This window comes from Parasphingorhabdus sp. (assembly GCF_059726685.1).
The window spans coordinates 3,143,347-3,165,171 of record NZ_AP041068.1 but is presented as its reverse complement, the minus strand read 5'-3'; the positions used below and the strand labels follow the sequence as shown (position 1 = coordinate 3,165,171).

22 protein-coding genes and 1 tRNA gene are annotated in these 21,825 nt (G+C 52.6%); 13 read left to right on the top strand and 10 right to left on the bottom strand.

From position 1 onward, the window contains the following. Positions 1 to 125: 125 nt before the first annotated feature. The 3 genes from AC6I9Z_RS15600 to folK all read right to left on the bottom strand — a co-directional run bounded on the left by AC6I9Z_RS15600 (position 126) and on the right by folK (position 2,064). Complete coding sequence (locus AC6I9Z_RS15600; RefSeq protein WP_461456830.1) at positions 126 to 1,001, bottom strand: OmpA family protein; 876 nt, start codon at positions 999 to 1,001, stop codon at positions 126 to 128. 416 nt (positions 1,002 to 1,417) lie between these two features. Continuing rightward, positions 1,418 to 1,493: transfer RNA gene (locus tag AC6I9Z_RS15595), tRNA-Lys, on the bottom strand. 88 nt (positions 1,494 to 1,581) lie between these two features. Then, positions 1,582 to 2,064: a 2-amino-4-hydroxy-6-hydroxymethyldihydropteridine diphosphokinase gene (folK, locus tag AC6I9Z_RS15590; protein WP_461456828.1), complete on the bottom strand. Its 483-nt coding sequence runs from the start codon at positions 2,062 to 2,064 to the stop codon at positions 1,582 to 1,584. Positions 2,065 to 2,170: 106 nt separating this feature from the next. Between folK and AC6I9Z_RS15585 the strand changes: the two genes are divergently transcribed. From AC6I9Z_RS15585 to AC6I9Z_RS15570, 4 genes are all read left to right on the top strand, one after another. Then, a complete protein-coding gene (locus AC6I9Z_RS15585) occupies positions 2,171 to 2,752 on the top strand; it encodes a superoxide dismutase family protein (RefSeq protein WP_461456826.1) in 582 nt (193 codons plus the stop codon). A 70-nt stretch (positions 2,753 to 2,822) separates the two neighbouring features. Next, complete coding sequence (locus AC6I9Z_RS15580; RefSeq protein ID WP_461456824.1) at positions 2,823 to 3,281, top strand: low molecular weight protein-tyrosine-phosphatase; 459 nt, start codon at positions 2,823 to 2,825, stop codon at positions 3,279 to 3,281. A gap of 194 nt (positions 3,282 to 3,475) precedes the next feature. Further along, positions 3,476 to 4,210, top strand: coding sequence for a Bax inhibitor-1/YccA family protein (locus AC6I9Z_RS15575; RefSeq protein WP_461456822.1), 735 nt, complete (start codon positions 3,476 to 3,478; stop codon positions 4,208 to 4,210). 150 nt (positions 4,211 to 4,360) lie between these two features. After that, a complete protein-coding gene (locus tag AC6I9Z_RS15570; protein ID WP_461456820.1) occupies positions 4,361 to 5,071 on the top strand; it encodes a hypothetical protein in 711 nt (236 codons plus the stop codon). Between the two features lie 121 nt (positions 5,072 to 5,192). Here AC6I9Z_RS15570 and AC6I9Z_RS15565 read toward each other — a convergent pair whose 3' ends face one another. The 7 genes from AC6I9Z_RS15565 to AC6I9Z_RS15535 all read right to left on the bottom strand — a co-directional run bounded on the left by AC6I9Z_RS15565 (position 5,193) and on the right by AC6I9Z_RS15535 (position 11,328). Further along, positions 5,193 to 5,642: a hypothetical protein gene (locus AC6I9Z_RS15565; protein WP_461456818.1), complete on the bottom strand. Its 450-nt coding sequence runs from the start codon at positions 5,640 to 5,642 to the stop codon at positions 5,193 to 5,195. Between the two features lie 162 nt (positions 5,643 to 5,804). Further along, the gene (locus AC6I9Z_RS15560; RefSeq protein ID WP_461456816.1) at positions 5,805 to 6,431 is read right to left on the bottom strand and encodes a glutathione S-transferase family protein; all 627 of its coding nucleotides are present in this window, start codon (positions 6,429 to 6,431) and stop codon (positions 5,805 to 5,807) included. 93 nt (positions 6,432 to 6,524) lie between these two features. Further along, positions 6,525 to 7,217 carry a helix-turn-helix transcriptional regulator gene (locus AC6I9Z_RS15555; protein ID WP_109356295.1) on the bottom strand — a complete coding sequence of 231 codons (693 nt, stop codon included), beginning with the start codon at positions 7,215 to 7,217 and terminating at the stop codon, positions 6,525 to 6,527. Positions 7,218 to 7,219: 2 nt separating this feature from the next. Continuing rightward, on the bottom strand, positions 7,220 to 7,591 hold the full coding sequence (locus AC6I9Z_RS15550; RefSeq protein ID WP_461456813.1) for a VOC family protein: 372 nt from the start codon (positions 7,589 to 7,591) through the stop codon (positions 7,220 to 7,222). A gap of 90 nt (positions 7,592 to 7,681) precedes the next feature. Beyond that, a complete protein-coding gene (locus AC6I9Z_RS15545) occupies positions 7,682 to 8,407 on the bottom strand; it encodes a DUF1428 domain-containing protein (RefSeq protein WP_461456811.1) in 726 nt (241 codons plus the stop codon). A gap of 132 nt (positions 8,408 to 8,539) precedes the next feature. After that, complete coding sequence (gene clpA, locus AC6I9Z_RS15540; protein WP_461456809.1) at positions 8,540 to 10,864, bottom strand: ATP-dependent Clp protease ATP-binding subunit ClpA; 2,325 nt, start codon at positions 10,862 to 10,864, stop codon at positions 8,540 to 8,542. 263 nt (positions 10,865 to 11,127) lie between these two features. Continuing rightward, positions 11,128 to 11,328 carry a DUF1192 domain-containing protein gene (locus AC6I9Z_RS15535; RefSeq protein WP_109357605.1) on the bottom strand — a complete coding sequence of 67 codons (201 nt, stop codon included), beginning with the start codon at positions 11,326 to 11,328 and terminating at the stop codon, positions 11,128 to 11,130. Between the two features lie 128 nt (positions 11,329 to 11,456). Here AC6I9Z_RS15535 and AC6I9Z_RS15530 point away from each other — a divergent pair, with 128 nt between their 5' ends. The 9 genes from AC6I9Z_RS15530 to AC6I9Z_RS15490 all read left to right on the top strand — a co-directional run bounded on the left by AC6I9Z_RS15530 (position 11,457) and on the right by AC6I9Z_RS15490 (position 21,799). Further along, entirely contained in the window at positions 11,457 to 12,467 is a 1,011-nt protein-coding gene (locus AC6I9Z_RS15530; protein WP_461456807.1) for an NAD(P)H-quinone oxidoreductase, read from the top strand. A gap of 3 nt (positions 12,468 to 12,470) precedes the next feature. Next, positions 12,471 to 12,893 carry an NUDIX hydrolase gene (locus AC6I9Z_RS15525; protein WP_461456805.1) on the top strand — a complete coding sequence of 141 codons (423 nt, stop codon included), beginning with the start codon at positions 12,471 to 12,473 and terminating at the stop codon, positions 12,891 to 12,893. 107 nt (positions 12,894 to 13,000) lie between these two features. After that, positions 13,001 to 13,918: a UDP-2,3-diacylglucosamine diphosphatase gene (locus AC6I9Z_RS15520; RefSeq protein ID WP_497811032.1), complete on the top strand. Its 918-nt coding sequence runs from the start codon at positions 13,001 to 13,003 to the stop codon at positions 13,916 to 13,918. Continuing rightward, positions 13,915 to 14,979 (top strand): glycosyltransferase family 4 protein, encoded by a 1,065-nt coding sequence (locus AC6I9Z_RS15515; RefSeq protein WP_461456801.1) that lies wholly within the window; start codon positions 13,915 to 13,917, stop codon positions 14,977 to 14,979. Before AC6I9Z_RS15520 ends, AC6I9Z_RS15515 begins: the two co-directional genes overlap by 4 nt. Before the next feature lie 156 nt (positions 14,980 to 15,135). Then, complete coding sequence (locus AC6I9Z_RS15510; RefSeq protein WP_461456954.1) at positions 15,136 to 15,831, top strand: DUF1013 domain-containing protein; 696 nt, start codon at positions 15,136 to 15,138, stop codon at positions 15,829 to 15,831. 187 nt (positions 15,832 to 16,018) lie between these two features. Beyond that, the gene (locus tag AC6I9Z_RS15505) at positions 16,019 to 17,134 is read left to right on the top strand and encodes an MBL fold metallo-hydrolase (protein WP_461456800.1); all 1,116 of its coding nucleotides are present in this window, start codon (positions 16,019 to 16,021) and stop codon (positions 17,132 to 17,134) included. Between the two features lie 44 nt (positions 17,135 to 17,178). Beyond that, positions 17,179 to 18,501: an oxygen-independent coproporphyrinogen III oxidase gene (hemN, locus tag AC6I9Z_RS15500; RefSeq protein WP_461456798.1), complete on the top strand. Its 1,323-nt coding sequence runs from the start codon at positions 17,179 to 17,181 to the stop codon at positions 18,499 to 18,501. A gap of 177 nt (positions 18,502 to 18,678) precedes the next feature. Then, positions 18,679 to 20,217 (top strand): flavin-containing monooxygenase, encoded by a 1,539-nt coding sequence (locus tag AC6I9Z_RS15495; protein ID WP_461456796.1) that lies wholly within the window; start codon positions 18,679 to 18,681, stop codon positions 20,215 to 20,217. Between the two features lie 55 nt (positions 20,218 to 20,272). Beyond that, positions 20,273 to 21,799: a flavin-containing monooxygenase gene (locus tag AC6I9Z_RS15490; protein WP_461456794.1), complete on the top strand. Its 1,527-nt coding sequence runs from the start codon at positions 20,273 to 20,275 to the stop codon at positions 21,797 to 21,799. The last annotated feature ends 26 nt before the right edge of the window (positions 21,800 to 21,825 follow it).

Here is a 21,825-nt window from a genome sequence, read left to right as displayed (position 1 = left end):
GCCCCGGACTATTTTTCAGGCATAAACAAAGGCGGGAAAGTCAGACTTTACCCGCCTCTGCGCAAATTATTGTGATACTAGTCGGTCAAAAATATCGGGGTGGGCAATGCCCACCCCGCAAGGGGTCACAGGCCCTCAACACTTTTACTGACCATGATATTCACCGCAACGCGGCGGTTTTGTGCTTTGCCTTCCCGGGTGCTGTTATCGGCCAGCGGATCTGCTTCAGCCATTCCGGTTGGGGTCAGCATGCGATAGGGCTTCCAGCCGCAAGCTTGCTGAATATGATTTACAACACGGCCGGCTCGCCGCTCGCTCAGTACCTGGTTATACTCCTGGCTTCCGACGGAATCGGTGTAACCGACAACCAGCAGGAGCGCGTTTTCCATCGCTTCGGCTTGAGCCGCGGTGTCGCAAAGTTCTTGCTCAGCCTGCGGAGACAGTCTCCACTTGCCGGTGTCGAAATATACGTTGGTCGTACCTCTAATATTATACTTGTCGATATCGCCAACACGGCCGCGCAGCGCCTCGGTCGCCGCCGTCTGTTCTGCAAAACCCTGGGCCGTGCCATTACGGATCATACTGGCAGTTTTAAGGTCTTTGTCGCGTAGACGGATTTGGCTGGCCACCAAGCCTTCGCCCCATTCCACGGTCCGGACGGTAACCGGAAGACCGTTGAGCAGCGAATCGGAAGCAAGTTTACTGCGGCCGAGACCCAAAAAGCCCTTGCTCGCCTTGATTTCGGTAGCTTCAGCAACAATGATTGCCGTGTTGGCGCCATTTTCGCTGGTTACCTGCATTCTGTCGGCTTTGCGCGCGGAAATAAAGCCTTCGATCTCTGGTCCCTCAGGCAGGCCGGACAGGTCAGCCGGTGGCAGACCGGTTACGGTAATATCAACGTCATCTAGGTCCTGCTGCTGCGCAGACACGCTGCTCGGTGCCATAATGGCAGCCGTGGCAAGCAGGAATGTAATTCTCGAATTTCTGGAAATATTTTTCATTGTTCTACTCCTTCAAACAATAGCATCTCGCCCCGCATGTTGATTGCTCTTCGTCTGACCGAACCCGTAATGGCTTATTTGACTGTCAGAATCCCCTCATCTCGTGATGCGAGATGTGCAACTTGGATTACCTCACTGTTCAGATCATCCTTTCTGGCACATGAACGCTGACGAAAACGCCGTTGGTTTTACAGGTGGTCCGAGCCTATATTGCGGCGAACAGTTACAAGTGGTGTTGTGCGAGCCGCAATCACGTGTTGGTGGACTCGTGACGAACATCTTCTCTGGCATACTCACCGCTTGTTTTGTTGGGTGTCGCTCAGTATCCTGAAAATCGTTTTGATTTGCAGGAATGGTGTCGGAACAGGATGTCGGAATGAGATTGCTCGAAAACCTCTGAACATCCGGGAAAAAGGTGGTGAGCCCTGCTGGGTTCGAACCAGCGACCTACTGATTAAAAGTCAGTTGCTCTACCGACTGAGCTAAGGGCCCACAACTGCACAAGGCTATTGCGAAGCGCCTCCCTAGTGGTGCTTGGCCACGGGGTCAAGCGGCTTTGGGATGTTTTAGCTGGAATTTATCACAGGCCTTTGCGGGAAGCAATTTGTGCAATCGTCAGACCGGTTACCGGATCGCGCCACTTGGGTGCGATTTCGGCAGCTGGCTGCAGCACAAAGGCGCGTTCCCGCATCATCATGTGAGGGATTGTAAGTCTTGGATTGTCTGCGGAAAAAGCGCCTTCACTCCATAATATAATATCGAGATCGAGCACTCTTCGTGACCATGGTTGCCCGCGTCTTGTACCAAAGCGTGATTCGATGCTCTTCAAAAGCGTTAGCAATTCGTCCGGGCGAAGGCCCGTGCTTATGATCGCAGCAGCATTGGCATACGCACGGTTTGATGGGCCGACTGGTCTGGAAGAGAGAGTTGCCGAATATTTCAAGACAGTCAGGCCCTGTTGTTCAAGCGCGGTCAAAGCCGCTGAAATGACTCTGGCGGGAGGTCCATGCCGGACATGGCGCTGGTTGGAGCCCAGGGCTATCAGGAAGCGGGTCTCGGGCACTTTGCTCCTCGGTTCATAATTGCAGATAGCGCTAAACTAACGGTTTAAACGTCAGAAAACCGCTGCTACCATGGAAAGACAATAAGGCAAATGCAGGAGCAATATTATGGGCGTTCGACATGTTGGCGGGGGTGGTGCCACATTGCTACTGGCCGGGTTGGCCCTTTCACTAACTGCTTGCGGTGGCAACAGTGCCAGTTCTGAACTGGAACCCGCCGAAAGCATCGCACGGGCCGATCTGATCGGCGCAGATGATACGCGATATGGTGAAGTCATAATTGGTGAGGGTGATGGCGGCCTGATTGTGCAAATTACTGCGGAAGGCCTGGCGCCTGGACCGCGCGGGGTTCATATTCACGAAGTGGGAAAATGCGAGGGACCTGACTTTAAATCAGCCGGCGGGCACTGGAATCCCACAGGAAGAGAGCATGGATTTGACAATCCTCAGGGCGCGCATATGGGCGATTTCTTTAACCTTGATATTGGTGAGGATGGCAAGGGTTCAGTAGAAGCGACGATAGATGGCGCTGCCCTGAAAGAAGGGGATAACGCCTTAATGGATGCCGATGGTGCGGCTTTTGTGGTACATGCCGGGCCAGATGATCTAAAAACCGACCCTTCGGGGGAAAGCGGCGGCCGGATCGCTTGCGGTGTTTTCGAGTTACAGAAATTTGAACCAACCAGATAGTGATTGGGTAATAGCTGTCACGCCGAATTTTTTGAATTCCAGAATATCTTTTTAGCTATCGGGGGGTCGCATGGCTATTTCAGTTCTTTTTGTATGCATGGGTAATATTTGCCGGTCGCCGTTGGCCGAAGCTGCTTTGCGGCAGGAATGCGCGCGCATGGGCATCAATATGGTGATCGATTCTGCTGGAACGCATGATTGGCATACCGGGCGACCGCCGGATGAACGGGCGCAAGCTGTTGCTGCTCGTAATGATGCGCCAATCGACCATTTGCGTGCCCGCCCGGTAAGAACCTCAGACTTTCGAGACTTTGATCATATTATCGCGCTTGATGGGGATAATCTGACCAATCTGAAGGCGATACAGCCATCTGATGGTTCTGCGCGGATCGCGCTGCTGCTGGATTTTGTCGAGGGCCGCGCTGGCCAGGATGTTGATGATCCCTATTATGGCAACGATGAAGCGTTTGAACAAACCTGGGCTGATGTTGTGGCTGGAGCCAAAGCACTGGCCGCCAAATTCTCCTGAATGATTTCTCTATGGGAATTGGCTAATTTCGTGTTTTCGGTGATTATCGATTGATGTTATCTATGGGTTAACTTGTTGATTTTATCGAATCGACATCCGGTTTTTCTTGAAAAATTCACATAATCAACCGATATTGAAGGGGATAGCGCCGTCATCCTGTTTTTGCGGCGCAATAACTGAGGAGTTTGAATATCATGGCTTGGCCTGACCCACGAGCGACAATGTCGCGTACACCTGTTGGCACGACGCCACAATCCGACGTCGCATATGACGCCGGGCTGCGCTCTTATATGCTTAAAGTCTATAACTACATGGCGAGCGGCGTGCTGCTCACCGGTATTGTGGCGATGCTTTTTGCAAGTTCCGGTATGGCCGCGGAAATCATGTTTGGCGGCGGACCGCTGAAGTGGCTTATTATCCTTTCTCCCCTGGCGATCGTTTTTGCGATGAGCTTTGGTCAGAATAAATTCTCTACATTTACGCTGCAGGCTATGTTCTGGGGCTTTGCGACCTTGATGGGGCTGTCGATGTCGACGATTTTCCTCGTCTATACCGGTGCGTCTATTGCCCAGACATTTTTCGCTACATCGGCGGCTTTCCTGGGCCTTAGCCTGTTTGGCTACACAACCAAGAAAGATCTGTCCGGCTGGGGCAGCTTCCTGATCATGGGTGTGATTGGTCTCATCGTTGCAATGGTGATCAACATTTTCCTGCAGTCCACGATGTTTCATTTCGTCATCAGCGCGATCGGTGTTCTGATCTTCGCGGGTCTGACGGCCTATGACACGCAGCGGATCAAGAGCATGTATGCTTATGTCGCCGGTACGGACATGGTTGGCAAAGTTATTATTATGAGTGCGCTCAACCTGTATCTGGACTTTATCAACATGTTCCAGTTCCTGCTCAGCTTCATGGGCAGCCAGGACTAAGCCTCTATTCATATGCTTTGACGTACGACAAAGCCCGGCAGGAAACTGCTGGGCTTTTTCTTTTGGCAGTTGGTCGTTTTTCGGTTGCTATTGCTGGACAAGCGAGAGCCTCCCGCATAAGAATTTTGCGCGATCCATAGGGGAAATATAGTGCTTCAGAGTGTAAAAAAAGTTCGTTTGTTAGCCGTTGCTGTGGCCGTATCTGCGCTGGCCGCCTGCCAGACCGCCCCGCCTCCGCCTCCACCAGCTCCGGTTGCCACTCCACAATACACACCTCGTGCGCCGACGACGCCATTTGGTGCGAGTATCAACACCATTGTGCCGCAACTGCGTCCTGACGGTTTGCGGCAGACAATCAATCGTGACATCGGGCCTTTGGAAACTTTATGGCATGTAAGGGCCGCATTGAATGTCGCGGCACTCAGCTGCACCGGGCCCCAATATTCTCGACTAGTGAGTGACTATAATGCCTTCATTGGCAACAATAAGAAGTTTTTGCGGAACGCCAATAATGCGATTATCAGAAAATATCGGCGCGATCATGGCGGCGGATATAAGCAAGCACATGATCGTCATCAGACCAGCCTGTATAACTACTGGTCATTTTCTCCGTTGCGACGCCCCTTTTGTGACCAGGCGGTGCAAGTCAGTCAGCGAGCGATTGTAACGAAATCTGAAGAATTAGAGGCCTTCGGCGCGCAGGCGCTGGCCGAACTGGAAAAGCCGTTCACCGATTTTTATCTCGCCTATGAGGAATATGAGCGTGATCTGGATGCCTGGCGCCGCCAATATGCACCGGAGCAGGCCCGCGATGCGGCGGATGAGACAATCAATACAACCGGCCTGACCAAAGGAGGTTAGGCGCTGGATATTCCAGATTAAAATTGGGCAAAAAAGAAGGCCAGATGGTAGGAACCATCTGGCCTTTGTCTTTCAGCTTCCCAGAGATGAGGAGAGAGCGCTGAAAGAAGGAGGGATTGATTTAAAAGCCGAAGCGGACCCCGACTGAATTTTTGTCGTTTGCCGCTGGCCCTGCTTCAGACAGATAATCTGAGCGCACCGAGCTGGAAACGAAGCGACCGGGATTGATGGCATCAACGCCGCTGTCCTGTGCGTTGGAGCGATAAGAAAATTCTTGAGGAATGAACAAACTGGTCAGGCCCGCATCGGGTTGTGTTGCGACAGGTGCTATGTCGTTCTGTATGCGGAAACCGGGTGCAAATTCAGCGGCCATAGTAGCCATGAAACCATGGTCCTTTTTGCTGGTAACACCAGCCAGATCAAAATTGCTTATAGGAAGGTCGATGGCCTGATGCTTTTGGGGGGAAGCGGTTTCTGCCATGCTTTGGGTATCTATGGCAGAGTCGGCAAATGCTGGCGTTGCGGTAATGCTGATAAGGGCAGCGGCGGTAACGATAACTGCATTTTTCATAACTTCGACCTTCCTATATCGGCAGCCAGCACTTGCTTGCTGCTCTCATAGGTGGTTTCGGGCCGGAAACAGATTCGGTTACAGAAGGCTCAAATTATTATTGATTAAATTGATCAATAGTGAGTTTTAGATAGCCTGTAACACTTACAGAAAGGTGCTTTTCTAGCTTTCTGGCATCAGTGCGGCATCAACCGCCTTCGCTTCCTTATATTTTTCGCGCGCCCTCAAACGCTCCGCATAGGCCTGGAAACTATCGCGGGCCGGGAAGCTTTCAAATTGCAAACCCCAATCAACTTGCGAGCCGACATAGACATCAGCCATCGTGAAGCGATCACCGCAAACATAAGTATGGGATTGCAGCATCTGATCCAACACATCCATGGCACGGTCATAACTGCCGTAACCTGCAGTACGCTCTTGCTCTTCTGTAGGGGACAGGCCGAAACTGCGATCCAATACTGCCTGTTCAATCGGCCCTGCCGCAAAAAACAGCCAGCGATAATAGTCTGCGCGCTCATCTGTTGTCGGCGCAAGGCCGGCATCCGGAAAACTATCGGCCAGATAAGCGCAAATCGCCGCGCATTCTGTCACTGTCCTACCATTATGTACAATGGCGGGAACCTTGCCCATCGGATTGATGGCGAGATATTCATCCGATTTCATTTCGTCTTCATATGCAATGATCTTCTGATCATAGTCGGCTCCCGCTTCATGCAACGCCCATCGCACGATTTGACCACGGGACATGGGGTTGGTGTAAAAGGTGAGCTGTGATGAAGTTGGGGACATTATCTACTCCTGTAGTGGCGAGGATTAAAATCATAGCAAATTGATAGATGTATTACAGTTGGCACTTGTTTAAACTGACGTCTTTCGCCGACGCTATTGCTTTCCATATTTTCCTTCGATCTGACGAAGAATTTCAGCCAGCGAGCGTTCCGGTGCGGGCGTGAAGGTCTTTCCGGTCTTGCCCAGTCTTTCCATGCGGTCGAGGCGGAACATGCGAAAATCGTCGCGCAATTCGCACCAGGCCACCAATGTCCATGTCTTTCCCCAGAACCACAGGCCCAGTGGTTGAACATTCCGGCTGGTCGCTGCGCCTTCCTCATCACGATAGTCGAAGGATAGGATATCGCGGGCATCAATGGCGGCTTCACACAGATCAATCACATCTCTGGTTTGCTCGCCGATACCCATTTCGGGAGCGAATATCTTGGTGCCACCGACCTGGTCGCGTTCCTTTTCCGGCAATACCGTTTCGATCTTCACCAACGACTCTTCTGCCGCTGTTCTCATCGCGGTGCCGCCCCAGGCGCGCACCATACGGGCGCCAGTGACAAGAGCGACAATTTCCTCGCGCGTGAACATCAACGGCGGCAGATCAAAGCCGCTGCGCATAATATAGCCGATACCGGCTTCGCCATCGATAGGGACACCAGTGGACTGTAAATCGGCAATGTCGCGATAGATGGTGCGCTCGGACACTTCCAATCGCTCGGCCAGCATGGCCGCGGTGACAAGCCGACCGCCGCGCAGATATTGCACAATCTGGAAGAGGCGGTCGGCTCTGCGCATATCTAGTTTTTGAAAATACCGAGCGAATTGCCCTCGGTATCCTTGGCATAGAAGAAGGAACCGGCCGGGATCAGAATGACATCCGATACGACCTCGCCGCCGCCTTTTTTCACGCGCTCCATTGCATCATCAAGATAGCCATCGACCGCGAGATGTGCAGTGATTCCATCGCCTTCGGTTGCCGGCTTTCCTTCGTACAGATGGCCAGATGAGGCGTTTTCGCCTTCATAGGGCAGCATCATGATCGGTTGCGGGCCCGCTTCATTCTTTGTGAGCGGGGCCTCCAGCAGCGTTTCATAAAAGCTGCTAGCTCTTTCCAGATTTGTGACGGGAATCTCGGTCCAGACAAGACGGTTATTTTTCGCTTTGGTCATTAACTTGCTCCTCTTCGTTGTTGGGGACAAGTTCGCTATGCCATAGCCCTCCTGACAGCATATTGTCAGGAGGGTCCAATTATTTTTCCTTTATTGACTGTCAGTGTCGAGAAGGATCTCAAATCCACCATAGATTAAACGTTTCCCATCCATTGGCATCTCTGCGCCCGGAGCAGGCATCCGTTTGTCTTCACGCATTTTTTCTGCACCGGTCTCAAACGCCTCTTTAGACGGCCATTCCGCATAACCGAAAGCGATAGCTTCGCCGGCCTTTGCCTGAACCGCGCGCTTGAAATCGGTAACCTCGCCGTTTTGTATCCCCGCTGCCCAGCCATCGGCAGCGCGCAAGGCTCCATTGTCAATTGCCAGACCGCGCATCGTCTCGCACATATCGGCAAAGGCTTGGCGTTTCTCTTTAGGGACAGGGGCGACATAACCCTGTACATAGCCTGCCGGGCCGCTGGTCCCCCGTTCACCAACTGTTTCAAAGCCTGAATAGATCATCCGCATGCCATCAAACGGCATTTCTGAGGGCCCTTCCATCCGTTCATCACTCTTCATGTCCTGATGAGCCTTATAATAATCTTCCTTTGTCCCCCAATCTATCCATGAGAAGACAATATTCTCACCCTTTTCGGCGTCTACCGCTCCGTACATATCGGTAAGTTCGCCTCGCGGAACGTCGGATCCCCAGCATTCGACAATCCGCCGGGCCCCATAATCGGTAAAAAGTGGCACGGACTCTTGCGCCATTTTTAAATAAGCTCCCTTATTGGCTTCGGGAACCGGAATGATGAATCCTTGAAAATAACTCATTTTCTCTCTCCTCAACCCGAATATAGCAAATTTGAGCTTTCTAATCACGCGCGCACAAAAAAAGCGGCGTGAGACCAGTCACGCCGCTTTTTGTTTTTGGGCAGCAGACGGTGAGCCTGCTTTTCAGTGTAATTACTTGTTCTTGGTCGGCGTCTTTTTCTTAGGCGCCGGTTTCTTCTTTTTCTTTGCTGAGGGCGCAGATGGCGTGACCTCAAAGGTCAGCTCGTTGTCCTTCAGATGCACCTTGACCTCGCCGCCATTGACCAATTTGCCGAACAGCAATTCTTCGGCCAGTGGCTGCTTGATCTTCTCTTGAATGAGGCGGCCCATTGGGCGCGCGCCATAGAGTTTGTCATAGCCGCGTTCGGTGAGCCATTTCTGGGCATCATCATCGAGAGTGATATGAACATTCTGATCTGCCAGCTGCAGTTCCAGTTCAAGGATGAATTTCTCGACGACCCGCGCCACGACTTCTGGCGGCAGATAAGCAAAGGGCACAATCGCATCCAGGCGGTTGCGGAACTCAGGGGTGAACATTTTCTTCACCGCTTCATCGCCAGCATCTTCCTTGGACACATTGCCAAAGCCGATGCCTTCTTTTGCCATGTCTGACGCACCGGCATTGGTGGTCATGATGAGAATGACATTCCGGAAATCAACAGTCTTGCCATGATGGTCGGTCAGCTTGCCGTTGTCCATGACCTGAAGCAGGATGTTGAACAGATCGGGGTGTGCTTTTTCAATCTCGTCGAGCAGCAACACACAATGCGGGTTCTGATCGACAGCATCGGTCAGCAGACCTCCTTGGTCATAGCCGACATAGCCCGGAGGCGCACCGATCAGGCGAGAGACACTGTGGCGCTCCATATATTCGGACATGTCAAAACGCTTGAGCGGAATGCCCATGATCGAAGACAACTGCCGGGCAACCTCGGTCTTGCCAACGCCAGTAGGTCCGGAGAACAGATAATTGCCGATTGGCTTGTTCGGTTCACGCAGGCCGGCACGAGACAGTTTGATTGCGCTCGAAAGCTTTTCAATTGCCGCATTCTGCCCAAAGACAACACGCTTGAGATCCTTGTCGAGATTTTCCAGCGTCTTCTTGTCATCTTTCGATACGGATTTGGGCGGAATGCGCGCCATGGTCGCGATAACCGCTTCAATATCCCGGGTCGTGATCATCTTTTTACGACGCGAAGGCGGCAACAGCATTTGCATCGCGCCAACTTCATCGATCACATCAATAGCCTTGTCTGGCAATTTGCGGTCGTTGATGTAACGGGTTGAGAGTTCTACTGCGGACTTCAGGGCATCAGGCGCATAGCGTACCTTGTGATGCTCTTCAAAGGCACCGCGCAGGCCAGCGAGAATCTTGATCGTATCCTCAACGCTGGGTTCGTTAACATCAATTTTCTGGAACCGGCGCAGCAAGGCGCGGTCCTTTTCAAAATGGTTGCGGAATTCCTTGTAGGTGGTTGATCCGATGCAGCGGATGATGCCGCCGGACAAAGCTGGCTTCAGCAGGTTGGATGCATCCATCGCGCCGCCACTGGTCGCACCAGCGCCAATCACCGTGTGAATTTCGTCAATGAACAGGATCGCGTCCGGCATTTTTTCGAGCTCGGCGACGACCTGTTTCAGCCGTTCTTCAAAATCGCCGCGATAGCGTGTTCCGGCCAGCAGTGAACCCATATCAAGAGAATAGATAATCGCAGGCTTCAATACGTCGGGAACGCTTTCCTCGACGATCCGCAGGGCCAAACCCTCTGCGATGGCGGTTTTACCGACGCCGGGTTCGCCGACATAAAGCGGGTTGTTCTTGGACCGGCGGCAAAGAATTTGCACGGTACGATCAACCTCGGCCTGGCGTCCGATAAGCGGATCAATCCGGCCATCCTTGGCTTTCTGGTTCAAATTGACGGTAAACTGGTCAAGCGCGGTTTCTTTTTTGTTTTTCGCCTCTTTTTTCTCGTCACTCTCTTCGCTGCCGGACAGTTCGGCCGGATCAATCGATTGTCCGCCCTTGCCAACGCCGTGGCTGATAAAGCTGACAGCATCCAACCGGCTCATATCCTGTTGCTGGAGGAAATAAACGGCATAGCTCTCTCGTTCAGAGAACAATGCGACAAGCACGTTCGCGCCGGTCACTTCATCTTTGCCGGACGACTGCACATGCAGGATTGCACGCTGGACAACCCGCTGGAAACCGGATGTCGGAGAGGGGTCGATGGATTTTTCCACCTTCAGGGAATCCAGTTCGCTGTCGAGATACAGAACCACCGCGTCTTCAAGCTCGCCCAGATCCACTCCGCATGCGTTCATCACTTGCGAGGCATCACCATCGTCAATCAATGCCAGCAGCAGATGTTCCAGTGTCGCATATTCATGAGACCGATCAGCAGCATTTTTCAGCGCCTGATGTAGGGTCTTTTCCAGTGATTCTGCGAATGAAGGCATATATATACTCCTAGAAGGGACAATGGAATGTCCCGTTAGCTGAAAGCCTATGCGGTCCGGTGTTGCCCTGACCTTAACCTTTTGGCTTCCTTCTTAATCTATGCGCAACCCAAAAAACATCAAGGGCATATCCTGAGAATGGCAAGCATGTAGCCAAGGTAGAGCGTATTTCCTGATCTCTTCTCCTAAACGGTTCAAGCCGGATCAAATTAAATCTGAATATTAAGATATAGGGTTAACAAATCCTTACCAGGAACCGGAATTTACGTTTTTTTAAACAGGCTGTCGGCACTCGCACGATGTGACACGGCAAAGCTTTTCTTGGCTTCACAGCGGCTTATTTCTGTTTTCAGCGTAGATATCCGCTTCTCAAGCTCATCCACAGAAAATGGGTCCAGGTCCTGTTTTATCAGCAGGCTGAGTGGATCATTTGCGCTGCGCGGCAGATCATCGTCATCATTCATATGAAAATATCCCATCTTTTTCGGCCATTTGCCTCGGCAATGTTGACCCGCACGGCTTTGCTGTCAATAAGGTCATCAGAGAAAAAGCGCCTGCCATTTACGCGTTTTTGGGGAGATTTGGGGCAGCCATGACAGTATCAGAAGTTTTGCAGACGGAAATGATAGCGGTAGCGATCAGTGAACCAGGCGGGCCGGATGTTTTGAAGCCGGAAACAATGGCCGTTCCACAGCCTGCCGCTGGCGAAGTTTTGATCAAAGTTGCGGCGGCCGGTGTGAACCGCCCAGATGTGGTTCAGCGTATGGGGCTCTATCCGGCTCCTCCAGGCGCATCTCCGCTGCCGGGTCTGGAAGTATCCGGTGTCGTTGTTGCACTGGGCCAGGGCGTGGAGCCGGAGTGGATGGGGCGCAAGATATGCGCTTTGACCAATGGCGGCGGCTATGCAGAATTCTGTGTGGCTCCTGTGGGACAGTGCCTTCCCGTTCCGGACAGCCTGACCATGGAAGAGGCGGCGGCCTTGCCGGAAACATTGTTCACTGTGTGGAGCAATCTGTTCAACCGTGGCTTTGCGCGGGAAGATGAAACAGTATTGGTCCACGGAGGCACCAGCGGGATCGGTACTATGGCGATCATGCTGGGTAAACTGTTTGGGTTGAATGTGATTGTTACTTGTGGTTCCGATCAGAAATGCACAGCCGCAAAGACCATCGGTGCGGACCACGCCATCAATTATAAAAGCCAGGATTTTGTGGAAGAAATCAAGAAGATCACCGGCGGACAGGGCGTGGAAGTGGTTCTTGATATGGTTGCCGGTGACTATGTCCCGCGTAACCTCAACTGTCTGAAGGAAGACGGCCGGCATGTCACAATCGCCGTACAGGGCGGCATGACAGCCACCTTGAACATGGCGCAGGTCATGATGAAGCGATTGACCCTGACCGGATCAACATTGCGCCCGCAATCGGCTGATCGCAAGGCGCTGTTGGCCGATGAACTTTACCGTTATGTCTGGCCGGATATTGAGGCGGGTAAGTTGAAGCCGGTAATGGATGAAACATTCGCGCTTGCCGATGCCGCCAAGGCACATGCACATATGGAAGCCGGCGATCATATCGGGAAAATTATTTTGAAAGTGGAATAACGGATGGACGAGAATATCGACTTTCACGGCGCAAAGGCGGCGCTGTTTGTCGATGATAAACTGCTCGTCTATCGCCGAGATGACAATCCCGATATTCCCTTTCCGGATATGTGGGATTTGCCCGGAGGCGGCCGCGAAAACGGGGAAAGCGGCGCAGAGTGTATTGTCCGGGAAACCTTTGAAGAATTCGGCATAATGGTCGATATTGCCGCGCTTGACTATGTCCAGAATTACGAGAACTGGCGGGGTGGAAACAGCCGAAGAGCTCTCTTTTTTGCCGGTCAACTCTCTTCCAGCCAGGTGGATGCCATTGTCTTCGGTGATGAAGGGCAGCACTGGCATCTCATGGCGGTTACAGACTTTCTGGACAGCAGTCAGGCCGTGCCGCATTTGCAGGATCGATTGCGTCACTATCTGGGGCATTAGAGTAAAAATCGGCCAGTTTCTGTAAACAAAAGGTCACAAAACGGGAATCATCCTGTCATATTGGCAGGTTATAGGCTGGCTCTATGGATAGCTTCCATAGGAGTGCGATGATGGCCAAACAATTTCCGCCGATTTCTTCATCTGATATCCCGTTGCTGGAAGCAGACCGCTATGAGGCGCGACTGACCCGGCAACCACGGGTCAACCCGGCGGACCGGACACGATATCGAACCATCTGGATTTCCGACATTCACCTTGGCACCCGAGGTTGCAACGCCGATATGCTGATCGATTTTCTGGACCATGTCGACAGCAATACGCTTTACCTGGTTGGGGATATCATCGACGGTTGGCGGCTGAAGAAGAAATTTTACTGGCCGGATGGGCATAATGATATCATCTGGCGGATATTGAAACGCGCCAAGCGGGACACTCGGATTGTCTATATACCCGGCAACCATGATGAAATGTTCCGGCAGTTCACCGGCCTGAATTTCGGCGGCGTGGAAATCCGGCGGCATGCTATTCATGAAACTGCCGATGGTCGCCGGCTTTTGGTCATGCATGGTGATGAATTTGATACGGTAATGCTGGCACATCGCTGGCTCGCCTTTGTCGGTGACGCCGCCTACACGACATTGATGCGGCTCAACTGGCTCGTCAACAAGTTCCGCCGGCGCATGGGTCTGCCTTATTGGTCGCTGTCCAAAGTGGCCAAGCACAAGGTCAAAAACGCGGTTGAATTTATCGGACGCTTTGAAGAGCTGGTCGCCAAAGCTGCTGGCAATCGCGGTGTTGATGGTGTGGTTTGCGGCCACATTCACACTGCCGAGATGCGCGAGATCAAAGGCATTGAATATTATAACGATGGCGACTGGGTGGAGGGTTGCACGGCTCTGGTTGAGTGCGATGACGGGACCATGGAGATTCTCCACTGGGCTGACGAGATTAAGGCGCGTGAGGCAAGGCGCAGCCAACCGATGAATCTGAAAACTGTGAAGGGCAATCTGGAGCAGGCGGCATGAAAATCGCGCTGGTAACCGATGCCTGGCATCCTCAGGTTAATGGAGTTGTTCGTACATTGGATACGGTTATCGGCATATTGCGCCAATGGGGGCACGAGGTGCTGGTGATCTCGCCTGACCAGTATCGTTCAGTCGCTGCCCCCAGCTATCCGGAAATCCGTCTGGCAATGACCCGCGCGCGAAGCGTTGGTCGGCGGATTGCAGCTTTTGAGGCTGACGCCGTACACTTGGCTACAGAGGGACCCTTATGCCTTTCCGCGCGGCGCTGGTGCCGGCGGAACAAACGTCCGTTCACAACCGCCTATCATACACAGTTTCCCGAATATCTGGCCAAGCGCACGCATTTGCCATCGCGTGTTTTCTGGCCGTATATTCGTTGGTTTCATGGCGCTTCACAGGCAATAATGGTGTCGACTGAAAGCGTCAGACAGCAATTGGTGAAAGAACGTTTGCCGCAAGTGCATCATTGGAGCCGTGGTGTCGATCTGGGCAATTTCTCACCAGATGCGCCTGCTCCGAAAATATTCGATGATCTACCGCGCCCGATCCAGCTCTATGTCGGCCGTGTTGCCGTTGAAAAGAATATCGAGGCTTTTTTGCAAACAGATCAGCCGGGCAGCCGGGTAGTTGTTGGCGATGGCCCTGCGCTGGATGATTTGCGAGAGCGTTACCCCGACGCACATTTTCTGGGCCGGAAATCGGGGCGGGAGCTTGCCGGTTGTTATGCCGGAGCCGATGTTTTTGTGTTCCCGAGTAAAACGGACACATTCGGACTGGTTCTCATAGAGGCGCTGGCATGTGGTACGCCGGTCGCGGCCTTTCCTGTCACAGGGCCGGTCGATATACTGACCGAAAAAAGTGGCGTAATGGCCGAAAGCCTTGATAGGGCCATTGCCGATGCACAGCATTTGCGATCGGAAGACTGTTTGAAGCGCGCCGCGCATTTTAACTGGACGGCAAGCGCGCGACAGTTTCTTGCAGGCCTGGCACAAATCGAACCAGAGCAGACGGTTCGCCTGTCACGCCGTTTCATTGCCAAGGCCATTTTGGCCAGAGCTTGAGCCTTGGCCAGCTAAAAATGCATGGCTAAACCAAATATCTTGCCGACTCTTTCGATATCCCCTACATAGGGCTCAACAACAGGCCGCTCCCGAAAGGGGCGGCCCTTATTTTTTATAAAGGACGCCGCCGTGGCCCAAGATAACCCAACTCCGCTTATGCCGCATGCAACTGCAAGCTGGCTGGTTGACAATACCGGATTAAGCTTTGAGCAAATTGCTGAATTCTGCGGTATTCACATTCTCGAAGTGAATGCGATGGCCGACGATCTCGCCGGTTCCAAATATACCGGACGCGATCCTGTACAGGCGCATGAGTTGACCAATGAGGAAATTGCGAAAGCCGAAGCTGATCCCGAATATCGGATGAAGCTTCAAAAAGGGCCTGAGCAGGTACGCCGGACCAAAGGTCCACGTTATACGCCAGTGTCCAAGCGTCAGGATAAACCCGACGGCATTGCATGGCTGCTCCGCAATCATCCGGAAATTTCCGACGCACAGGTTGGTAAACTGATCGGCACGACGCGCACTACCATCAACGCGATCCGCGACCGTGAGCACTGGAACATTGCCAATATTGTACCTAAAGATCCGGTTACGCTGGGCCTTTGTTCGCAGCGTGAATTGGACGCAGTGGTCGCCAAAGCCGCTAAGAAAGCTGGCATTGAACCGGAAGTACCCGAAGACAAGAAGCTGGGCGGCGACAAAGAAGCGCTTATCGCCGAATTGCATGAAGAGCGGGCACAGGCAGAGCGTGACGCCGAAGCTGCATTGGCCGCTGAATCCGGTGAAGAAGAAATTGCTTCAGAAGATTTAACGGCAGAAACGCTGTTTAAAGATAGCAAGGAAAGCTAGTTTTTCGGTTAGCTTCAACTTTGTGCTCCGCACTTGATGCGGAGCCTAGGATGGCTGCTCTTACGATCTACTCTAGGCTCCGCATCAAGTGCGGAGCACCGTCGCGTGAATGTTAAACGGCAGAACAGCTTAACCGGTCAATTAAATCCGGTTGCGCCTGTGCGCTCGGCCGGTCTATGATCTTGTCATGGATGTCCCCACAAAATCTCCCGCTTATGATGCAACGCTGGCCGATCATGGCTTTGAACCCATAGAAGCGGAAGGACTCACCTATCCGCTAGGCGCGTTCGAACCGAAATATGGCGAATATTTTGAATTGATGCCCGGCATCGGCTGGACCCGCACACCGGTTCCCGGGCCGCTTGGGCATATAAACAATTGGGTGCTGGATGACGTGCACCCGGATGGAAGTCCGGGCTTTGCAATTGTCGATACCGGTCTGTTCATGCCTGCGGTCATCGAAGCCTGGAAAACGCTTTTTAAAACCGGCCTCAATGGCAAGACGGCCACCAAGATTGTTGTCACCCATTTTCACCCGGACCATGTCGGCTGTGCGGGCTGGCTCGCCAACCGGTTCAAGGCTCCCGTTCATATGAACCGTACCGAATGGCTGTTGGCGCGGATGCTGACCGCTGATGTCAGCGAAGATGTACCGCAAGAAGCAATTGATGAATGGCGGTTTGCAGGATGGGACGAGGCGCTCATCAAGGAAAAATGCGAAGGCGGATGGGGACGATTTGCCCGGGCCGTTTCGCGTTTGCCAACCGGACATATCCGCATGGATGAAGGGGATAGCCTGACTATCGGTGCCAATGATTGGCGGGTAATGATTGGGCGCGGCCATACACCGGAACATGCCTGCCTGATCGATGATGCCAGTCATGTCATGATTTCCGGTGACCAGATATTGCCGCGAATTACATCCAACATCTCGGTAATGCTTAGCGAACCGACGGCCGATCCCCTCGGCGAGTGGCTGGACAGCATAGACCGGTTTCGTGCCGAAATTGATCCCAATCTTCTGGTCCTGCCTGCGCATGGCCGTCCGTTCAAAGGCGCGCATCAGCGGCTCGACACGCTGGCATTGCGGCATAATGAGGCGTTGGATGACCTTGCCGATGCATTGGCCCGGGAACCGATGCGCGTGGTGGATAGTTTTCCGCTGCTATTTTCCCGCCCGATTGGCAATGATGTGATCGGTATGGCGACAGGCGAGGCGATGGCGACGCTCCGCCATCTGGAATATACCGGCAGAGCAACGCATGACATGAAAGATGGAACTGCCTGGTACAGCGCGGTTTGATCTAGCGCAAAGACAGCTGGTTTTTGCACGCATAAGTCAGGCTTATGTGGAAATATTACCCCGAACTGCTCGAACGCCCGGTCCCGCGCTATACGAGCTATCCGACCGCTGCCGACTTTCACGATGAAATTGGTGCGGATGATCTGGAGCAGGCCTTGGCGGACGTCCGGCTATGTGACGATATCTCGCTATATGTCCATATCCCTTATTGTGAACAGATATGCTGGTATTGCGGCTGTAACACCGGAAAAGCCAACCGTACCCAGCGGTTAGCTGCTTACATGGACGCACTATTTTCAGAAATTGACTTGGTGTCACGTAAACTTGGCAAACGTGGCCGCGTGACCCGCATCGCCTTTGGCGGCGGCAGTCCCAATGCTTTATGTGCTGATGATTTTTCCAAATTGCTGGGCCGCCTGTCGACTGCCTTCCGATGCGATCAGCCGATATTATCGATCGAACTGGACCCAAGAGGCTTTACGTCAGAATGGCGTGATCTGATCCATGCGACGGAGATCCGAAACGTCAGCTTGGGCGTGCAGAGTTTTGATCCTGCTGTGCAGGCCGCCATTGGCCGTGTGCAGCCGCTGGATATGGTGGTGGACATGGTCACAGACCTTCGTGCCGCGGAGGTTTCGTCGCTGAATTTCGACTTGATGTACGGTCTGCCCGGGCAAACTGAAGCCATTCTGGCAGAGACTTTACAGCAGACTGTTCGCCTGTTGCCCGAACGGATTGCTCTATTTGGATATGCCCATATACCCACGCTCATCCCGCGTCAGCGCCGGATTGATGATACATGCTTGCCAGACGGCAGACAGCGTTTTGACATGGCTGCATTCGGTTATGATTTTCTGACTAAGGCGGGTTATCAGTCCATCGGTTTCGATCATTTTGCGCTCCCCGATGATCCTTTAGGGCGGGCCGGGACAGACGCTATGGTTCGCCGTAACTTTCAAGGTTTCACCGATGATCAGAGCAACATATTGATCGGACTGGGTGCCTCGGCGATCAGCGAATTTCCGGACCGTATTATTCAGAACCAGAAAAATACGGGGCGCTATCGGAATTCACTTGCGAATGGCCAGCTGCCAGCGAGTGCCGGGATAAGGCGAAGCCATGATAATCAAATCCATGGTGCGATCATTGAGCAGATATTGGCCAATGGCGAAGCGGATCTTTCGCCGCTTGGCGATGCGCAGAGCTATGCGGCCATGCTTACATCTTTCATAAATCGCGGGCTTGTCGAAATTGTCGGCCAAAAACTGAAGCTTGATGCTTCGGCCAGGCCCTATGCCCGGAGCATTGCGGCGGTATTTGATGAATTTCGAGGTCAAACCAGCGGGATGTTTAGTCGAGCAGTATAGATACCCGATGCCAGAAAGCATTCACGGCGCTTTCGCAGATTAACGATGTTGCAGGTGAAAAATAGCTGTTTTTCAGTGATAAGCCTTAGAATTAAAGCGTTAATCAGCTGATTAAATTGTTATTTGCAACCTTGTCGCGGGAATGGCATAGTGAGGTAAAGCTGGGAGAGACGGCAAATGGCAACGCAAACGTTGGAAAAAAGCGGCGGCGCTTCAAAAGCACCTGTAGAATCAGTGGACGTCCTGATTGTCGGGGCAGGCATTTCGGGTATCGGCATGGCCGTGCACCTGCGTGACAAATGTCCGGGCAAGAGCTTCGCTTTGGTTGAGCGCCGGGACGAAATCGGCGGAACATGGAACTTATTCCAGTATCCCGGCATTCGCTCGGATAGCGACATGCACACGTTGGGTTTCAATTTTGAACCTTGGACCGAGCAGAAAGCCATTGCCGATGGTCCCTCGATCATGAACTATCTTCACCGGATCAAGGCCAAGCATGATCTGGAAAAACATATCCACTTTGGTCACAAAGTCCTGTCTGCCAGTTGGTCGAGTGAAGATGCGCGCTGGACAGTAACGGCTGAAAAGTCAGACGGTAGTCACGCGATTATGCATGCCAATTTCCTGTACATGGGTTCCGGCTATTATGATTATGATCAAGGCTATGATGCGCAGATCACCGGCATAGACAATTTCAAGGGCGATGTGGTGCATCCGCAATTCTGGCCCAAGGATTTTGATTATAGCGGCAAAAAGGTGGTTATCATTGGCAGTGGTGCGACGGCAGTGACCATTGTTCCGGTCATGGCTGAAAAAGCCGCCCATGTGACGATGCTCCAACGGACACCAACATGGTATTTTGCCCGGAATGCCAAAGATCATCTCGCCAATTTCCTGCGCAAGATAATGCCCGACCAATGGGCGTATAATATCATCCGCAGGAAAAACGTGTGGATGCAGGACCTGACCTTTAACATGGCCCGGAAAAAGCCTCAGAAAATCATCAAGAAGCTTGAAAAACCACTCAAGAAAGAACTGGGCGATAAATATAACAAGGAAGATTACACGCCTCCTTATGGTCCCTGGGAGCAGCGCCTGTGCCTCGTTCCCGATAGCGATATGTTCAAGGCGATCAGTTCCGGCGCAGCAGACGTCAAGACGGGGCATATCGAAACGGTCACCGCTGACGGTATCAAGCTGAAATCTGGTGAAACACTGGATGCGGATGTGATTGTTACGGCCACCGGTTTGAAGCTGGCCGTCGCCGGTAAGGTTGCGTTTGAAGTGGATGGCAAGCCGATCAACTTTCACGATCATTTCTATTATAAAGGCTGCATGTTCTCTGACATTCCCAACATGGCCATTGTCTTTGGCTATCTGAACGCATCATGGACATTGAAGGCCGATATTGTCTCGGAATATACCTGCCGCCTGCTCAACCATATGGACGCAACAAGTACACGGATTGCAAATCCGGTGCTGTCAGAGACGGTTGAAGAGGAAGAGCTGTTTGACTTTTCTTCCGGCTATATACAGCGCTCCATCAATGAACTGCCGCGCAACAGTACGAAAATGCCGTGGAAGCTCAATCAGGATTATTTGTTTGATAAGAAGGTTCTGCTCAACGAAGCTGTGGATGATGGTGTCATCCAGTTCTACGGGCCGAACAGCCAGACAGTTGAGGATTCTCAGCCTGCGCTCGAAGCGGCGGAGTAAATGCAGTTTCCATATCCATCCTTGTAATTAACATTAATGTAAGTAAATAGGTTATATGGAAAATAAATTTCTCGACGTTCTGATTGTTGGTGCGGGCCTGTCCGGTATCGGCGCCGCTGTCCACCTGACCAAAAGATGCCCTGGCAAGAGTTTCGCCATTGTCGAAGGGCGAGAGCGTCTGGGCGGGACATGGGACCTGTTCCGCTATCCCGGTATTCGTTCGGACAGCGACATGTACACCTTGGGTTATAATTTCAAACCCTGGACGGCGCGCAAGGCAATTGCCGATGCGCCGACTATCCTCGATTATCTGCACGAGACGGTGGATGAACATGGTCTCGAAAAGCATATTCGCTATGAGCGCAAGGTCACTAACGCAAGCTGGTCAAGTGAAACGGCAAGATGGACCGTCAGCCTGACGCATGGCGACGGATCGACGAGTCAGATAGAGTGCAACTTCCTTTTCATGTGCTCCGGTTACTATAGCTATGAAGGCGGGCATAAGCCGGATTTCAAAGGCTATAGCGATTTTGCAGGACCGATTGTCCATCCTCAGGAATGGCCGGAAGATCTGGACTATACGGGCAAGAAAGTTGTGGTGATCGGCAGCGGTGCGACGGCGGTTACGCTGGTTCCATCGATGGCGGAAACCGCGGGGCATGTCACAATGCTTCAGCGTTCCCCGACCTATATTGTGTCCCGCCCCGCAGAGGATAAATTCGCGCTGGCGCTTCGCAAATTCCTGCCGAATAAATTGGCTTATGGCATCACCCGCTGGCGTAACGTTCTCTATCAACTCTTCACCTTCAATCTGGCGCGCCGTCAGCCAGTTGGCTTTAAAAAGAAACTGCTTGAAATGGTCCGCGAGGAAATGGGGCAGGGCGTGGACATGAAGCATTTTACGCCAACTTATAACCCCTGGGATCAGCGGCTCTGTCTGGTGCCGGATAGCGATCTTTTCCAATCGCTCAAGTCGGGCAAGGCGTCTGTCGTCACCGATCATATCGAGCGTTTTGTCGAAGACGGCATATTGCTGAAATCCGGCGAGAAGCTGGAAGCAGATATCATCGTCACAGCCACTGGTCTCAAGCTGGTCTCCGGCGGCCATGCCCAGTTTGAGATTGATGGCGAGCCGGTCCATTTTGGTTCGCGTTTCAATTATAAAGGCGTGATGTTCTCTGATGTGCCGAATCTCGGGATGACCTTTGGCTACACCAATGCCAGCTGGACATTGAAGGCAGATCTGACCAGCGAGTATATTTGCCGGGTGATAAACACCATGGACCGTAAAGGCGCGCAGATAGCCTATCCCCATCCGGCCGATGGAGAAAAACTGATCCCCGAAACAATTGTGGATTTCTCATCGGGTTATATAGAACGCGCCGCTGCCGACTTGCCAAAGCAGGGTCAGAAGAAGCCTTGGCGACTGAACCAGAATTACGCGAAGGATATAGTCAATCTGCGCTACAAGACGGTGGATGACGGCGTGATGGTTTTTGCCAAAGCCGGAAGCATGTCGTTGGGAGCGACCAGCGAAGCTGGAAAGGCAGAGCCTTTGAACTCGCAACCTGTCGCTGCCTGATTAGGCACTCGCGTTCCGACAATTGT

Excerpts from the sequence above, each read along its gene's own strand:
- AC6I9Z_RS15600 (WP_461456830.1), bottom strand. The coding sequence starts at position 1,001 with ATGAAAAATATTTCCAGAAATTCGAGAATTACATTCCTGCTTGCCACG.
- AC6I9Z_RS15585 (WP_461456826.1), top strand. The coding sequence starts at position 2,171 with ATGGGCGTTCGACATGTTGGCGGGGGTGGTGCCACATTGCTACTGGCC.
- AC6I9Z_RS15580 (WP_461456824.1), top strand. The coding sequence starts at position 2,823 with ATGGCTATTTCAGTTCTTTTTGTATGCATGGGTAATATTTGCCGGTCG.
- AC6I9Z_RS15575 (WP_461456822.1), top strand. The coding sequence starts at position 3,476 with ATGGCTTGGCCTGACCCACGAGCGACAATGTCGCGTACACCTGTTGGC.
- AC6I9Z_RS15565 (WP_461456818.1), bottom strand. The coding sequence starts at position 5,642 with ATGAAAAATGCAGTTATCGTTACCGCCGCTGCCCTTATCAGCATTACC.
- AC6I9Z_RS15560 (WP_461456816.1), bottom strand. The coding sequence starts at position 6,431 with ATGTCCCCAACTTCATCACAGCTCACCTTTTACACCAACCCCATGTCC.
- AC6I9Z_RS15555 (WP_109356295.1), bottom strand. The coding sequence starts at position 7,217 with ATGCGCAGAGCCGACCGCCTCTTCCAGATTGTGCAATATCTGCGCGGC.
- AC6I9Z_RS15550 (WP_461456813.1), bottom strand. The coding sequence starts at position 7,591 with ATGACCAAAGCGAAAAATAACCGTCTTGTCTGGACCGAGATTCCCGTC.
- AC6I9Z_RS15545 (WP_461456811.1), bottom strand. The coding sequence starts at position 8,407 with ATGAGTTATTTTCAAGGATTCATCATTCCGGTTCCCGAAGCCAATAAG.
- clpA (WP_461456809.1), bottom strand. The coding sequence starts at position 10,864 with ATGCCTTCATTCGCAGAATCACTGGAAAAGACCCTACATCAGGCGCTG.
- AC6I9Z_RS15535 (WP_109357605.1), bottom strand. The coding sequence starts at position 11,328 with ATGAATGATGACGATGATCTGCCGCGCAGCGCAAATGATCCACTCAGC.
- AC6I9Z_RS15530 (WP_461456807.1), top strand. The coding sequence starts at position 11,457 with ATGACAGTATCAGAAGTTTTGCAGACGGAAATGATAGCGGTAGCGATC.
- AC6I9Z_RS15525 (WP_461456805.1), top strand. The coding sequence starts at position 12,471 with ATGGACGAGAATATCGACTTTCACGGCGCAAAGGCGGCGCTGTTTGTC.
- AC6I9Z_RS15520 (WP_497811032.1), top strand. The coding sequence starts at position 13,001 with ATGATGGCCAAACAATTTCCGCCGATTTCTTCATCTGATATCCCGTTG.
- AC6I9Z_RS15515 (WP_461456801.1), top strand. The coding sequence starts at position 13,915 with ATGAAAATCGCGCTGGTAACCGATGCCTGGCATCCTCAGGTTAATGGA.
- AC6I9Z_RS15510 (WP_461456954.1), top strand. The coding sequence starts at position 15,136 with ATGCCGCATGCAACTGCAAGCTGGCTGGTTGACAATACCGGATTAAGC.
- AC6I9Z_RS15505 (WP_461456800.1), top strand. The coding sequence starts at position 16,019 with ATGGATGTCCCCACAAAATCTCCCGCTTATGATGCAACGCTGGCCGAT.
- hemN (WP_461456798.1), top strand. The coding sequence starts at position 17,179 with ATGTGGAAATATTACCCCGAACTGCTCGAACGCCCGGTCCCGCGCTAT.
- AC6I9Z_RS15495 (WP_461456796.1), top strand. The coding sequence starts at position 18,679 with ATGGCAACGCAAACGTTGGAAAAAAGCGGCGGCGCTTCAAAAGCACCT.
- AC6I9Z_RS15490 (WP_461456794.1), top strand. The coding sequence starts at position 20,273 with ATGGAAAATAAATTTCTCGACGTTCTGATTGTTGGTGCGGGCCTGTCC.